This window comes from Streptomyces sp. NBC_00569 (genome assembly GCF_036345255.1).
Classification (GTDB): Bacteria; Actinomycetota; Actinomycetes; order Streptomycetales; family Streptomycetaceae; genus Streptomyces.
Window position 1 is genome coordinate 2689870 of sequence record NZ_CP107783.1, and the last position, 14620, is coordinate 2704489.

Below are 14620 nucleotides of genomic sequence, written 5' to 3' on the forward strand. Positions count from 1 at the left end.
ACTCTCAGCAGAACGGGACGTTCCCGGCGTGGATTCGGGGACCATGCCGCGGGGGCCGCGCGCTCGCGGCCCCGAACCCTCCGTCCTGGGAGGCCCGATGAAGAAAAGCGCAGCCGCCGTGTGCGGCGCCGCCACCATGGTGGCCGGCATGCTCACCGCGGCACCGGCCGCCGCGGCCCCGACCCTTTCCGTCCAGCGCGCAGCCCTCACCTGGAAGGACTGCGGCACCAAGAACTACCCGAAGCTCCAGTGCTCCTCGGTGCGGGTGCCGCTCGATCACGACCGGCCCGGCGATGAGCAGATCACGCTCGCCCTGTCCCGGGTCCGGCACACCGCGAAGACGTCGCAGGGCCCGCTCCTGGTGAACCCCGGCGGCCCCGGCGGCAGCGGCCTGTCGCTGGCGGGCTTCGTGGCACACGCGCTGCCGAAGAACGTCGCCGCCCAGTACGACGTCGTGGGCTTCGACCCGCGCGGCGTCGGCAAGAGCAAACCGGCCCTCGACTGCCGCCCCAAGCACTTCGCCGCCGTGCGCCCGCCCAGCGTGCCCTCCACCCCCGCGATCGAGCGCGCCGGCCTCGGCCGCGCGCAGGCGTTCGCGAAGGCGTGCACCACGAAGTACGCGGACGTACTCCCGTACTTCGACACGGTGAGCACCGTCAGGGACATGGACGCGATCCGCGCGGCGCTCGGCGCGCGGCAGCTCAACTACTTCGGCTACTCGTACGGCACCTACCTGGGCGCCGTCTACGCCAAGCTCTACCCGCAGCGCGTGCGGCGCCTGGCGCTCGACTCGATCGTCGACCCGGGCGGGGTCTGGTACGACGACAACCTGGGGCAGGACCACGCGTTCAACGCCCGCCACCAGTCGTTCCTGGCCTGGGTCGCGCGGTACGACGCGACGTACAAGCTCGGCAAGGACCCGGCGAAGGTCGAGGCCAAGTGGTACGCGATGCGCGACGCGTTGCAGAAGAAGCCGGCGGGCAGGACGGTCGGTGCCGCCGAGCTGGAGGACACCTTCCTGCCGGGCGGCTACTTCAACGGCTACTGGCCCTATCTGGCCGAGGCGTTCAGGGCGTACGTGAAGGACAAGAACCCGGCCCCGCTGGTCTCGGCGTACAAGAGGCTGGGCGCCGTCGACGCCGCGGGCGACAACGGCTACAGCGTCTACACGGCCGTGCAGTGCCGGGACGCCCGGTGGCCGCGCGACTGGAACCAGTGGCGCGACGACAACTGGCAGACGGCCGAGAAGGCCCCCTTCTCCACCTGGAACAACGCCTGGTACAACGCGCCGTGCGCGTTCTGGCCGACGAGCCGGCTGGAGCCGCCGGACGTGTCCAACGACGACCTGCCGCCGGCGCTGCTCTTCCAGGCCACCGACGACGGGGCCACGCCGTACGAGGGCGGGGTCGCCGTCCACCACGAGCTGCGCGGCTCCAGCCTGGTGGTCGAGCAGGGCGGCGGGAACCACGGCATCAGCCTGAGCGGGAACGCCTGCCTGGACCGGTACCTGGCCGACTATCTGCGGACCGGGAAGGTGCCGCGCGGCAGCGGAGAGGCCGACGCGACATGCAAGAAGCGGCCGGATCCGAAGCCGCTCACGAAGAAGGGCGCCGGCCCGCCCCCGTCACGCGGTGTGAGCCTGCACGGGCTGATGGGCTTCCGCGGCTGAGCACTTCCCTTTGATGCACACCCTGGCCGGGGCGGTGTCCGCCGGGTCACGATGGGCGCATGAGCACCCCTCGGACCCACGACACCGCCCCTGCTTCTGTCCCGGCGGCGGAGATCCGCGTCCGGGCCATGGCCGACGCCGACTGCGAGGCGGTGGCCGGGATCCGGATCCGCGGCTGGCGGACGGCGTACGCGGGCCTGATGCCCGCGTCCTTTCTGGCCGAGCTGAGCATCGAGGAAGACGCGGCACGCCGCCGCGAGCGTCTCGCGCAGGCCGGTTCGTCCGTGGTGAACGTGGTCGCCGAGCACGCCGGCGACATCGTCGGCTGGGCCTGTCACGGCCCGTCCCGCGACGACGATCTCCCGCCCGGAGAAGCCGAGTTGTACGCGATCTACGTGCATGACGGCCGGCTGTCCACGGGCGTGGGCCGCACGCTCCTGCACAGCTGCCTGGAGCGCTGCGCCGAATCCGGCTACGAGCGGATACGCCTGTGGGTGCTCAAGGGCAACACCCGCGCCCGCGCGTTCTACGAGCGCGCCGGGTTCACCCCGGACGGCGCCGAGGAGCCGTACGAGGCGGGCGGGGAACTCGTACCGGAAGTGCGTTACGTGCGCGCTGTCAGTCCCTGACGCCGCGCGGGCTCTCCCGCTGCTCGGGCAGTCGCGCGAGCGCGCGCACCGCGGCCTCCGCGAGCGCCGGATGGGCGAGGGCCGCGGTCAGGACCGGCCGGGCGCGGGCGTCCGCGAGGCCGCCGAGCCCCTCCACGCACGCGAGCGCGACCGCGCGGTACGGGTCGCGCGGGCCGAGGCGCCGCTCCAGGGTGGTGATCAGCGCCGGCGCGGACTCCGGCGCGCGCAGTGCGGCCAGGAGCCGCACCGGGTGCAGCGCGTACGCGACCCGCCGCTCGTTCGTGGCGAGCGCCGCGGCCGCGCGTGCGGTGCGCGGGTCACCGAGGGCGGCCAGAGCGTGCGCGGCGGTGGCACAGCGGGCCGGGTCGCGGTGGTTGAGAAGCAGGACGAGCGCCTCGAAGGCCCGGGGATCCCCCGCCACTCCGAGGCGGTACGCGGTCAGCTCCCGCACCCACAGCGGCTGCCCGGGCTCGGTCAGCACGGCCGCGAGCTCGTCGGTGTCGCCGGTCGCCGTGAGGCGGTCGAGAAGGGGGGAGGCGCCCGACTCGGCCCGTAAGCGCTCCGTGACCGATCGCAACTCTTCGTCCATGCGGTCCAGCGTAGACAGGCCCGGGGCCCCGGCGACGTAGATCACAGAGACTGATGAACACCGAGGACTGGCGCGCTCGTTACTCGCCGGTTAATCTCAATTGAGCGGGGCACACTCCCCGCAACCCCACTCCTGGCGGCCTGGTGACGCAGCCGCCGAGAGTGTCAGTCGGTTCGGTGCCTCAGGTACCGCAGTACGGCGCGGCCCCGGGACAGGGCCCGCCGGATCTTCCTCTCTCCGATTCGCCGGACGCCTGCGTGCGTCGCGTCCGGGCTCGAATTCCCGCACTCCGTGCGCCCGTCGGCGTATCCGCGTGTGCCCCTCAGTCGTCACTCCTCCCTCCTGGAGTCCTCACATGGACGCTCCCCTGTCCCCCGCATCCCCGGCCACCCTCCCGACCGTCGCGGTCGTCGGCCTCGGCACGATGGGCACCGGCATCGCCGAGGTGCTCGCCCGCGCCGGCCGTGAGGTCATCGGTATCGACGTCAGCGAGGCCGCGGCCGCGCAGGCCGTCGCCGCGCTCGAGGCCTCGACGGCGCGTGCGGTGCGCCGCGAGCGCCTCACCGAGGACGAGCGGCGGGACGTCCTCGCCCGCTTCCGCACCTTCACGGACCTCCAGGCCGCGGCCGACGCCGACCTCGTCATCGAGGTGGCTCCGGAGTCGTACGAGATCAAGCAGCAGATCTTCCGGGAGCTCGACACCGTCGTGCGGCCCGAGACGATCCTCGCGACCGGTACGAACGCCCTGTCCGTGACGCGGCTCGCCGCCGACTCGGCCCGCCCCGAGCGCGTCCTCGGGCTGCACTTCTTCAACCCGGCGCCCGCGATGAAGCTCGTCGAGGTGGTCTCGTCGGTGCTCACCGCGCCCACGGCCGTCGCGGCGGTCACGGATCTCGCCCTCGAACTGGGCAAGGAGCCCGTCGCGGTGGGCGACCGGCCCGGCTTCGTCGCCGACGGCCTGCTCTTCGGCTACCTCAACCAGGCCGCCGCGATGTACGAGGCCAAGTACGCCTCCCGCGAGGACATCGACGCCGCCATGAAGCTGGGCTGCGGCCTGCCCATGGGTCCCCTCGCGCTGCTCGACCTCATCGGGATCGACACCGCGCGCAGGGTCCTCGACGCGATGTACGCCGAGTCCCACGACCGCCTGCACGCGCCGGCGCCCGTCCTCAAGCAGCTCAGCGAGGCGGGTCTGACCGGCCGCAAGTCGGGGCGCGGCTTCTACACGTACGCGGAGCCGGGCAGCTCCGAGGTGGTGCGGGACGCGCTCACCCCGCTCTCGGGTGAGGTCGCGGCCGGGGCGCGCACGATCCGCTCGGTCGGCGTCGCGGGCTCCGGGACCATGGCGTCCGGCATCGCGGAGGTCTTCGCGAAGGCGGGCTACGACGTGGTGCTCGCCGCGCGCAGCGAGGAGAAGGCCGAGAAGGCCAAGTCCCGTATCGGCAAGTCTCTTTCGCGCTCTGTCGACAAGGGCCGCATGACCGCGGAGGCGGCGGCGCAGACCCTGGACCGGATCACTCCGGCCGATACGTACGACGCCTTCTCCGATGTCGACCTGGCCCTCGAGGCCGTGGCCGAGGACCTGGAGATCAAGCAGCAGCTCTTCGCGACGTTCGACAAGGTGTGCAAGCCGGGCGCGGTCCTGGCCACCACGACCTCGTCGCTGCCCGTCGTGGCCTGCGCCCGCGCGACCTCGCGCCCGCAGGACGTGATCGGCATGCATTTCTTCAACCCAGCCCCCGCCATGAAGCTCGTCGAGGTCGTGCGGACCGTGCTGACCGGCGACGACGTGCACGCCACCGTCCGCGAGGTGTGCGCGAAGATCCGCAAGCACCCGGTGGACTGCGGCGACCGCGCGGGCTTCATCGTGAACGCGCTGCTGTTCCCGTACCTGAACAACGCGATCAAGATGGTGCAGGAGCACTACGCGACGCTCGACGACATCGACGCCGCGATGAAGCTCGGCGGCGGCTACCCGATGGGGCCCTTCGAGCTCCTGGACGTGGTCGGCCTCGATGTCTCGCTGGCCATCGAGAAGGTCCTGCACCGCGAGTTCCGCGACCCGGGCCTGGCCCCCGCGCCGCTGCTCGAGCACCTGGTGGCCGCGGGCTGCCTCGGCCGCAAGACCGGCCGCGGCTTCCGCGAATATGCCCGGCGCTGACCGGCCCACGGGCAGCGGCACCACCCGCCCCACGGACTGGGGCGGGCTGCTCCGGCCGCCCGGCCTCACACCCCCCGCCCGGGTCCCGGGCGGGGGGAACCCCGCTCGGGCGCACGCCACCGCGCATATGCAGTACGTTCATGGCATGTCCAAGGCCGCCAAGTCCTCCCGTACGACGCCCACGCCCGACGCTCCCGAGAGCGCCGCGGGGTCCCGCGCAGCCGCCCAGCGGCTCAAGATGCGCCGGGAGCTGGCGGCCGCGGCGATGGAGCTCTTCGCGACCAAGGGCTACGAGGCCACGACGGTCGACGAGATCGCGGCCGCGGCGGGGGTCGCACGGCGGACCTTCTTCCGCCACTTCCGCTCCAAGGAAGAGGCGATCTTCCCGGACCACGACGACACCCTGATCCGGGCGGAGGCGGTCCTCAACGCGGCGCCCGCGCACGAGCATCCGCTCGACACGGTGTGCCGCGGCATCAAGGAAGTCATGAAGATGTACGCGGCGTCTCCCGCCGTGTCGGTGGAGCGCTACCGTCTCACGCGCGAGGTACCCACCCTGCGCGAGCGCGAGATCGCCTCGGTGGCCCGCTACGAGCGGCTGTTCACCCGCTATCTCCTCGGCCACTTCGACGAGCACGCCCACCAGCACGGCAATGACGACCCGCTGCTCGCCGAGGTCGCCGCGTCCGCCGTCGTCACCGCCCACAACCACGTGCTGCGGCGCTGGCTGCGGGCCGGCGGTCAGGGCGACGTCGAGAATCAGCTCGACCACGCCTTCGCGATCGTCCGCAAGACGTTCGGCACGGGCATCGGCGCGGGCCGGGACACCGCCACCGCCACCACCCCCGCCGCCTCGGTGAGCACCGGAGGCGACGTCCTGGTCACCGTGGCGCGTACGGACGCGCCGCTGGACGAGATCATGGGGACGATCGAGAAGGCGCTGCGGGACCGCGGCTAGTCCGCCGGAATTCTTCCGAACTCCGCGAAATTCAGGGGCTGTTGACGCCCACTTCGGGAAACCCGCGTACGCGGCACGCCCCGGCGCTCCCCGGGCGCGGGCTCCCGTTCGGCGAGCGTCGCCGCGCGCCGCACGCGCACGACCCGGTTGATCGGCCCGACCACGTGCGCCGCCGCGGGCTCCCGCTCGGCGAAGGGTCGCCGCCCCCGTCAGGCCGTCCGGCGCGATCGGCGCGCGCGGCTGCCTGAGTGCGGCGGCGATCCCCCACCGGCCGGCCAGGACCGAACCGCTGCCCGGCCGCAAGACGCGCGACCCGCCCGCGGCCCTCTCGCCGCGTCTCTCCCCTGCGTCGCCCCGACCTCCCGGAGGCCCCTCCGAGGCCCCGCGAGCCCCCTCCAGGGCCCCTGAGGCGCAGTTCAGGGCCACCCATGACCTCCGGTGCCACCGAGCCGCACCACCCCTGACCTGCACTGATCGATCATCGCTCAAAAACTTGTGGCACCCAGTGTCTTGCCGACTGGCACGCGGTGCCATACGTTGAATGTGTCCGGGCGGCCGGCGTGCAGAGAACTTCCGTACGTCGGCTGTCCCCACAAGCCACCCCAAACCGTGGCGAGTGCGCCCGGACGCCTGCGTCACAGGCAAACTTCTCGCGCCGACCAAGCGCTGCCGTAGCAACACCCCCGCCGAACCGACGGCACCTCTCCACCCACACAGCAGCTCTCCACCCCGACGTACCCCTCAACGTCCCCCGTGGACGCATCGCCGGAGGCAATACCGTGAAGGAAATCCTGGACGCGATTCAGTCGCCGGAGTCGACCTCGGCCGACTTCGCCGCTCTGCCGCTCCCCGAGTCGTACCGCGCCATCACCGTGCACAAGGACGAAGCGGAGATGTTCGCCGGCCTCGACACCCGGGACAAGGACCCCCGCAAGTCGATCCACCTGGACGACGTGCCGGTCCCCGAACTCGGTCCGGGCGAGGCGCTCGTGGCCGTCATGGCCAGCTCCGTCAACTACAACTCGGTCTGGACCTCGATCTTCGAGCCGGTGTCCACCTTCAGTTTCCTGGAGCGTTACGGACGCCTGTCGGAGCTCACCAAGCGCCACGACCTGCCGTACCACATCATCGGTTCCGACCTCGCGGGCGTCGTGCTGCGCACCGGTCCCGGCGTCAACGCCTGGAACCCCGGCGACGAGGTCGTCGCGCACTGCCTCTCCGTCGAGCTGGAGTCGTCGGACGGCCACAACGACACGATGCTCGACCCCGAGCAGCGCATCTGGGGCTTCGAGACGAACTTCGGCGGCCTCGCCGAGATCGCGCTCGTCAAGTCCAACCAGCTGATGCCGAAGCCGGACCACCTGAGCTGGGAAGAGGCCGCGGCCCCCGGTCTGGTGAACTCCACCGCGTACCGCCAGCTCGTCTCGCGCAACGGCGCCGGCATGAAGCAGGGCGACAACGTCCTCATCTGGGGCGCCAGCGGCGGGCTCGGTTCGTACGCCACGCAGTTCGCGCTGGCCGGCGGCGCCAACCCGATCTGCGTCGTCTCCAGCCCGGAGAAGGCCGCCATCTGCGAGGCCATGGGCGCCCAAGCGGTCATCGACCGCAACGCCGAGGGCTACAAGTTCTGGAAGGACGAGCACACCCAGGACCCCAGGGAGTGGAAGCGCTTCGGCAAGCGCATCCGCGAGCTGACCGGCGGCGAGGACGTGGACATCGTCTTCGAGCACCCGGGCCGCGAGACCTTCGGAGCCTCCGTGTACGTCACCCGCAAGGGCGGCACGATCGTCACCTGCGCCTCGACGTCCGGCTACAACCACGAGTACGACAACCGCTACCTGTGGATGTCCCTCAAGAAGATCGTGGGCTCGCACTTCGCCAACTACCGCGAGGCGTGGGAGGCGAACCGCCTGGTCGCCAAGGGCAAGATCCACCCGACGCTGTCGAAGGTGTACTCGCTCGAGGACACCGGCCAGGCCGCCTACGACGTGCACCGCAACCTCCACCAGGGCAAGGTCGGCGTCCTCGCGCTGGCCCCGAAGGAGGGCCTGGGCGTCCGCGACCAGGAACTGCGCGCCCAGCACATCGACGCCATCAACCGCTTCCGCAACATCTGAACCCCCAAGGAGTAGCGGAACATGACTGAGCGCCAGAAGGACCGGCCGTGGCTCATGCGCACCTATGCCGGTCACTCCACGGCTGAGGCGTCCAACGAGCTGTACCGGCGCAATCTCGCCAAGGGCCAGACGGGTCTGTCGGTCGCCTTCGACCTGCCGACGCAGACCGGCTACGACCCCGACCACATCCTCGCCCGCGGCGAGGTCGGCCGGGTCGGGGTGCCGGTCTCGCACCTCGGTGACATGCGCCGGCTGTTCCAGGACATCCCCCTGGAGCAGATGAACACCTCGATGACCATCAACGCCACCGCCATGTGGCTCCTGGCGCTCTACCAGGTCGTCGCCGAGGAGCAGGGTGCGGACATCACCCAGCTCCAGGGCACGACGCAGAACGACATCGTCAAGGAGTACCTGTCGCGGGGCACGCATGTGTTCCCGCCGGGTCCCTCCCTGCGGCTGACGACGGACATGATCGCGTACACGGTCCGGCACATGCCGAAGTGGAACCCGATCAACATCTGCAGCTACCACCTCCAGGAGGCGGGGGCCACACCGGTCCAGGAGATCGCGTACGCGATGTCCACCGCCATCGCCGTTCTCGATGCCGTGCGCGACTCAGGGCAGGTCCCCGCCGAGAAGTTCGGGGACGTCGTGGCCCGTATCTCCTTCTTCGTGAACGCGGGTGTCCGCTTCATCGAGGAGATGTGCAAGATGCGGGCGTTCGGGCGGATCTGGGACCAGATCACACGCGAGCGTTACGGCATCGAGAACGCGAAGCAGCGCCGCTTCCGCTACGGCGTCCAGGTCAACTCCCTGGGCCTGACCGAGGCGCAGCCGGAGAACAACGTCCAGCGCATCGTCCTGGAGATGCTGGCCGTGACGCTGTCCAAGGACGCCCGTGCCCGCGCCGTCCAGCTCCCTGCCTGGAACGAGGCGCTCGGCCTGCCCCGCCCCTGGGACCAGCAGTGGTCCCTGCGCATCCAGCAGGTCCTCGCACACGAGAGCGACCTGTTGGAGTACGAGGACATCTTCGCGGGATCGCATGTCATCGAGAAGAAGGTCGACGAGCTCGTCGCCGAATCGTTCGCCGAGATCGAGCGGATCCAGGAGATGGGCGGCGCGATGGCCGCCGTCGAGTCCGGCTACCTCAAGTCGCAGCTCGTCTCCTCGCACGCCGAGCGACGGGCGCGGATCGAGGGCGGCGAGGAGAAGATCGTCGGTGTGAACATCCACGAGGCGACCGAACCGAACCCGCTCACCGCCGACCTGGACGCCGCGATCATGACGGTGGATCACCAGGTCGAGTCCCGGGTCGTGCGGGCCATCGACGAGTGGCGCACCACGCGCCAGGAGTCGAGCGACCGGCAGGGCCTGGGCGACCCGTTCCACTACCCGACCACCCAGCAGGCCGTGGAGCGTCTGAAGGAGGCCGCGGCCGGCACCGAGAACCTGATGGAAGCCACGCTCGAATGCGCCCGTGCCGGGGTCACGACCGGCGAGTGGTCCCAGGCGCTGCGCGAGGTGTTCGGCGAGTTCCGCGCCCCCACGGGCGTCTCGTCGGCGCCGGTCGCCGTCACCGCCGAGGAGGGCACGCCGCTCGCCCTCGTCCGCGAGAAGGTCCGCCGCACCGGCGACGAGCTCGGCGGCAAGCTGCGCCTCCTCGTCGGCAAGCCGGGCCTCGACGGGCACTCGAACGGCGCCGAGCAGATCGCCGTCCGGGCCCGTGACGCGGGCTTCGAGGTGGTCTACCAGGGCATCAGGCTCACGCCCGAACAGATCGTGTCCGCCGCGCTCGCCGAGGACGTGCACTGCGTCGGCCTGTCGATCCTCTCCGGGTCGCACTCCGCGCTCGTGCCCGACGTCCTCGACCGCATGCGCGAGGCGGGCGCCGCCGAGATCCCGGTGATCGTCGGCGGCATCATTCCCAACGGCGACGCCGAGGACCTGAAGCGCGCGGGCGTGGCCGCCGTCTTCACCCCCAAGGACTTCGGCATCACGGAGATCATCGGACGTATCGTCGACGAGATCCGGCAAGCGAACCAGCTCGACCCTCTGGAGGTCCCCGCATGACCGCGCCCATCAACCGTCTGCGTCCCCGCCGCTCGTGTCTCGCGGTGCCGGGTTCGAACCCCCGCTTCCTGGAGAAGGCCCAGGGCCTGCCCGCGGACCAGGTGTTCCTGGACCTGGAGGACGCCTGCGCGCCGCTCGCCAAGCCGGAGGCGCGGCACACCATCGTCAAGTTCCTCAACGAGGGTGACTGGACGGGCAAGACGCGTGTGGTGCGCGTGAACGACTGGACGACCGAGTGGACCTACCGGGACGTCGTCACGGTCGTCGAGGGCGCGGGCCACAACCTCGACTGCATCATGCTGCCGAAGGTCCAGGACGCGCAGCAGATCGTCGCGCTCGACCTGCTGCTGACGCAGATCGAGAAGACGATGGGCTTCGAGGTCGGCAAGATCGGCATCGAGGCGCAGATCGAGAACGCCCAGGGCCTCAACAACGTCAACGCGATCGCGACGGCCTCCCAGCGCGTCGAGACGATCATCTTCGGCCCGGCCGACTTCATGGCCTCCATCAACATGAAGTCCCTCGTCGTCGGCGAGCAGCCGCCCGGCTACGACGCCGACGCCTACCACTACATCCTCATGAAGATCCTGATGGCCGCCCGCGCCAACAACCTCCAGGCGATCGACGGCCCCTACCTCCAGATCCGCAACCAGGAGGGCTACAAGGCGGTCGCGAAGCGCGCCGCGGCCCTCGGTTTCGACGGCAAGTGGGTGCTGCACCCGGACCAGGTCGCCGCTGCCAACGAGATCTTCTCGCCGTCGCAGGAGGACTACGACCACGCCGAGCTGATCCTGGACGCGTACGACTTCTGCACGTCCGAGGCCGGCGGCAAGAAGGGCTCGGCGATGCTGGGCGACGAGATGATCGACGAGGCCAGCCGCAAGATGGCCCTGGTCATCTCCGGCAAGGGACGCGCCGCGGGCATGCAGCGCACCTCCAAGTTCGAAGCCCCGGAGGCCTGAGCACCATGCAGTTCGGACGCACGTACGAAGAGTTCGAGGTCGGCGCGGTCTACAAGCACTGGCCCGGAAAGACCGTCACGGAGTACGACGACCACCTCTTCTGTCTCCTGACGATGAACCACCACCCCCTCCACATGGACACCAACTATGCGGAGAACACGACGGACTTCGGCAAGAACGTCGTCGTGGGGAACTACATCTACTCGCTGCTGCTGGGCATGTCCGTCCCGGACGTGTCGGGCAAGGCGATCGCGAACCTCGAGATCGAGTCGCTCAAGCACGTGGCGCCGACCTTCCACGGCGACACGATCTACGGCGAGACCACGGTCCTCGACAAGACGCCCTCCCGCTCGAAGAACGACCGCGGGATCGTCCACGTGGAGACCAAGGGCTACAAGCAGGACGGCACCCTGGTCTGCGTGTTCCGCCGCAAGGTGATGGTCCCCACCGAGACGTACATCAAGGAGCGCGGCGGCGAGCAGCCCGGCCGCCCGACGCCTTCCAATTAACTACGCCAAGTCGCAGGAGAAGCAGAGATGAGCCGACTCGCCCAGACCGCCGGTCTCACCGACGTCCAGCAGGAGATCCTCTCCACCGTCCGCGACTTCGTGGACAAGGAGATCATCCCGGTCGCGACCGAGCTGGAGCACCGCGACGAGTACCCGCAGCAGATCGTCGACGGTCTCAAGGAATTGGGTCTGTTCGGCCTGATGATCCCCGAGGAGTACGGGGGCCTGGGCGAGTCCCTTCTCACGTACGCGCTGTGCGTCGAGGAGATCGCCCGCGGCTGGATGTCGGTCTCCGGCATCATCAACACCCACTTCATCGTGGCGTACATGCTCAAGCAGCACGGCACGCAGGAGCAGAAGGACCACTTCCTGCCGCGCATGGCGCTGGGCGAGACGCGCGGCGCGTTCTCGATGTCGGAGCCGGCGCTCGGCTCGGACGTATCGGCGATCTCGTCGAAGGCGGTGAAGGACGGGGACGAGTACGTCCTGAACGGCCAGAAGATGTGGCTGACGAACGGCGGCTCGTCGTCTCTGGTGGCCGTTCTGGTCAAGAGTGACGAAGGACACCCCGAGGGCACGGCGCCCCACAAGTCGATGACGACCTTCCTCGTCGAGAAGGAGCCCGGCTTCGGAGAGGTCCGCCCCGGCCTCACGATCCCTGGGAAGATCGACAAGATGGGTTACAAGGGCGTCGACACGACGGAACTCATCATGGACGGACTACGCATTCCGGCCAATCGGGTACTCGGCGGCGAGACCGGCCGAGGGTTTTACCAAATGATGGACGGAGTCGAAGTCGGCCGCGTGAATGTCGCGGCACGTGGCTGCGGTGTCGCACAGCGTGCGTTTGAGCTGGGGGTTTCCTACGCCCAGCAGCGACACACCTTCGGTAAGCCGATCGCCCAGCACCAGGCCATCCAGTTCAAGCTCGCGGAGATGGCTACCAAGGTCGAGGCCGCCCATGCGATGATGGTCAACGCAGCACGCAAAAAGGACTCCGGGGAACGAAACGACCTCGAAGCAGGAATGGCGAAGTATCTCGCCTCCGAATACTGCAAGGAAGTGGTCGAGGACGCTTTCCGGATCCATGGCGGCTACGGCTTCTCCAAGGAGTACGAGATCGAGCGTCTCTACCGCGAGGCGCCCATGCTGCTGATCGGTGAAGGTACCGCCGAGATCCAGAAAATGATCATTGGCCGCCGCCTGCTCGAGGAGTATCGATTCCAGGGCTGAATGTCCGCTACAGGGTGTTTTGTTCGAGAAGAAGATCACACCCTGTCAGCACTCTTCAGCCGCCGACTCAGCTTCCTGGCTTGCCCAGTTGTGGCTCGCACCCGATAGCATCCCGGAAAAGCCGCCGTCCCCCCGTACAGAGCGCGGCATCATCCGCTACGAAGGTCATCCATGCCCCACAGCCAAACCTCTGCACCACGCGACGGCGTCCTCGGAGGACGCATTGCGCGCGGAGCATCGCCGTGGCTCCTGCCGACCGTCGCCACAGCCGCCCTGAGCCTGGCCCGTTCGCGTCGCTCCAAGAAGGCCGCCGCAGTAGCCGTACCCGCCACCGCTCTGGCGGCCGGCATGCTGTGGTTCTTCCGCGACCCCGAGCGTGAGATCGCCCCCGGCCGGGTCATCTCCCCGGCCGACGGCGTGGTGCAGAGCATCATGCCGTGGAAGGACGGGCGGACCCGGGTCGCGATCTTCATGAGCCCGCTGAACGTCCACGTCAACCGCGCGCCCCTCGCGGGCACGGTGACGTCCGTGGAGCACATCCCCGGCGGGTTCGTCCCGGCGTTCAACAAGGAGAGCGAGAACAACGAGCGCGTTGTCTGGCACTTCGACACCGAGCTCGGCGACATCGAGATGGTGCAGATCGCCGGTGCGGTCGCCCGCCGGATCGTCCCGTACGTCCCGCAGGGCACCAAGCTCGAGCAGGGCGAGCGCATCGGTCTGATCCGCTTCGGGTCGCGCGTCGACATCTACCTCCCCGAGGGTGTCGAGGTCGCGCTCGAGGTCGGTCAGAAGACCGTGGCTGGGGTGACTCGCATTGACCGTGACTGATCCAGAGACGCAGGCCGGATGGGTGCCCGAGGCCGAGGAGGCGGACGAAGCGGAGGAAATGCCGCTTTCACTGCGCCTGTCGATAGCGGACACCCTCACGCTCGGTAACGCCACATGCGGCTTCATGGCGGTGTACTTCACCACCACCGGCATCCTGATCCCGCACATCCAGGGCAGCAACGACTCCGGCATGGCCCGGCACAGCGCGGCCACGGCCGTGATCCTGATGCTGGCCGCGGCGATCTTCGACCTGTTCGACGGCCTGGTGGCGCGCAAGCTCCGCTCGTCGCCGATGGGGGCCGAGCTGGACAACCTCTCGGACCTCATCAGCTTCGGCCTCGCGCCCGCCTACTTCGTCCTCGTGTACGGCATGGTCGCGGACGACGCGCATCAGCGGGTCGCGGCGGTGGGCGCCATCGTGGTGCTCCTGGCCGTCGTGCTGAGGCTCGCGAGATTCTCGTGCGTGACGGTGAAGGACGGCACCTTCCAGGGCATGCCGAGCCCCTTCGGGGCGCTCACGGTCGTGTCGATCGTGCTCCTCGAGCTGCCGTTCGTGGCCACGGTCCTCGCGATCATCGGGACGGCCTGGCTGATGGTGAGCCGCGTCGAGTACCCGAAGCCGCGCGGTCCGCTCGCGGTCGCGATGCTGGGGTGGATCGTGGCGGCGATGGGGCTCCTGGCGGCCTGGGCGTTCGACGCCCCCGGCGGCCAGCTGCTGCTCCAGACCGGCTGCGCGCTCCAGCTGGTCCTCGGCGCCGTGATCCCGCTGTTCGCGACGGCCCGGAGGGTGAACAACTTCCGGGGCAACCGCCGCGAGGCACGCGCCGCGCAGCTGCCGTAACCCGCACCCGAACGTCCGAAGGGCCCCGAACCGCTTGGTTCGGGGCCCTTCGTC

12 protein-coding genes are annotated in these 14620 nt (G+C 69.7%); 11 read left to right on the forward strand and 1 reads right to left on the reverse strand.

Annotated elements, in window-relative coordinates; all coding sequences use genetic code 11:
• Positions 1-97 precede the first annotated feature (97 nt).
• Together OHO83_RS12180 and OHO83_RS12185 are read left to right on the forward strand one after the other, a co-directional pair.
• Complete coding sequence (locus OHO83_RS12180; RefSeq protein WP_330279433.1) at positions 98-1669, forward strand: alpha/beta hydrolase; 1572 nt, start codon at positions 98-100, stop codon at positions 1667-1669.
• A gap of 59 nt (positions 1670-1728) precedes the next feature.
• On the forward strand, positions 1729-2298 hold the full coding sequence (locus OHO83_RS12185) for a GNAT family N-acetyltransferase (RefSeq protein WP_330279434.1): 570 nt from the start codon (positions 1729-1731) through the stop codon (positions 2296-2298).
• Here the strand turns inward: OHO83_RS12185 and OHO83_RS12190 are convergent.
• Complete coding sequence (locus tag OHO83_RS12190; RefSeq protein ID WP_266675328.1) at positions 2288-2887, reverse strand: adenylosuccinate lyase; 600 nt, start codon at positions 2885-2887, stop codon at positions 2288-2290. The genes OHO83_RS12185 and OHO83_RS12190 overlap by 11 nt on opposite strands.
• Before the next feature lie 355 nt (positions 2888-3242).
• On the opposite strand from OHO83_RS12190, the gene OHO83_RS12195 reads away from it, so the two are divergent.
• The 9 genes from OHO83_RS12195 (at position 3243) to pssA (ending at position 14566) form a co-directional block, all read left to right on the forward strand.
• Positions 3243-5048 carry a 3-hydroxyacyl-CoA dehydrogenase family protein gene (locus OHO83_RS12195; protein ID WP_266675327.1) on the forward strand — a complete coding sequence of 602 codons (1806 nt, stop codon included), beginning with the start codon at positions 3243-3245 and terminating at the stop codon, positions 5046-5048.
• Between the two features lie 127 nt (positions 5049-5175).
• Positions 5176-6006, forward strand: a complete 831-nt coding sequence (locus OHO83_RS12200) for a TetR family transcriptional regulator (RefSeq protein WP_329433461.1) — start codon at positions 5176-5178, stop codon at positions 6004-6006.
• Between the two features lie 779 nt (positions 6007-6785).
• Positions 6786-8123, forward strand: a complete 1338-nt coding sequence (gene ccrA, locus OHO83_RS12205) for a crotonyl-CoA carboxylase/reductase (RefSeq protein WP_330279435.1) — start codon at positions 6786-6788, stop codon at positions 8121-8123.
• A gap of 21 nt (positions 8124-8144) precedes the next feature.
• Positions 8145-10193: a protein meaA gene (locus OHO83_RS12210; protein ID WP_266675324.1), complete on the forward strand. Its 2049-nt coding sequence runs from the start codon at positions 8145-8147 to the stop codon at positions 10191-10193.
• A complete protein-coding gene (locus OHO83_RS12215) occupies positions 10190-11155 on the forward strand; it encodes an HpcH/HpaI aldolase/citrate lyase family protein (protein WP_266675323.1) in 966 nt (321 codons plus the stop codon). Before OHO83_RS12210 ends, OHO83_RS12215 begins: the two co-directional genes overlap by 4 nt.
• Before the next feature lie 5 nt (positions 11156-11160).
• Positions 11161-11664: a MaoC family dehydratase gene (locus tag OHO83_RS12220; protein WP_266675322.1), complete on the forward strand. Its 504-nt coding sequence runs from the start codon at positions 11161-11163 to the stop codon at positions 11662-11664.
• 27 nt (positions 11665-11691) lie between these two features.
• Positions 11692-12897: an acyl-CoA dehydrogenase family protein gene (locus OHO83_RS12225; RefSeq protein ID WP_266675321.1), complete on the forward strand. Its 1206-nt coding sequence runs from the start codon at positions 11692-11694 to the stop codon at positions 12895-12897.
• 171 nt (positions 12898-13068) lie between these two features.
• The gene (locus OHO83_RS12230; RefSeq protein ID WP_100591521.1) at positions 13069-13725 is read left to right on the forward strand and encodes a phosphatidylserine decarboxylase; all 657 of its coding nucleotides are present in this window, start codon (positions 13069-13071) and stop codon (positions 13723-13725) included.
• Entirely contained in the window at positions 13712-14566 is an 855-nt protein-coding gene (gene pssA / locus OHO83_RS12235) for a CDP-diacylglycerol--serine O-phosphatidyltransferase (RefSeq protein ID WP_266675320.1), read from the forward strand. The genes OHO83_RS12230 and pssA overlap by 14 nt, the downstream gene beginning before the upstream one ends.
• Positions 14567-14620 lie beyond the last annotated feature (54 nt).

Bases quoted from the DNA above. Each gene is read 5' to 3' on its own strand.
- OHO83_RS12180 (WP_330279433.1), top strand. From the start codon at position 98: ATGAAGAAAAGCGCAGCCGCCGTGTGCGGCGCCGCCACCATGGTGGCC.
- OHO83_RS12185 (WP_330279434.1), top strand. From the start codon at position 1,729: ATGAGCACCCCTCGGACCCACGACACCGCCCCTGCTTCTGTCCCGGCG.
- OHO83_RS12190 (WP_266675328.1), bottom strand. From the start codon at position 2,887: ATGGACGAAGAGTTGCGATCGGTCACGGAGCGCTTACGGGCCGAGTCG.
- OHO83_RS12195 (WP_266675327.1), top strand. From the start codon at position 3,243: ATGGACGCTCCCCTGTCCCCCGCATCCCCGGCCACCCTCCCGACCGTC.
- OHO83_RS12200 (WP_329433461.1), top strand. From the start codon at position 5,176: ATGCAGTACGTTCATGGCATGTCCAAGGCCGCCAAGTCCTCCCGTACG.
- OHO83_RS12210 (WP_266675324.1), top strand. From the start codon at position 8,145: ATGACTGAGCGCCAGAAGGACCGGCCGTGGCTCATGCGCACCTATGCC.
- OHO83_RS12215 (WP_266675323.1), top strand. From the start codon at position 10,190: ATGACCGCGCCCATCAACCGTCTGCGTCCCCGCCGCTCGTGTCTCGCG.
- OHO83_RS12220 (WP_266675322.1), top strand. From the start codon at position 11,161: ATGCAGTTCGGACGCACGTACGAAGAGTTCGAGGTCGGCGCGGTCTAC.
- OHO83_RS12225 (WP_266675321.1), top strand. From the start codon at position 11,692: ATGAGCCGACTCGCCCAGACCGCCGGTCTCACCGACGTCCAGCAGGAG.
- OHO83_RS12230 (WP_100591521.1), top strand. From the start codon at position 13,069: ATGCCCCACAGCCAAACCTCTGCACCACGCGACGGCGTCCTCGGAGGA.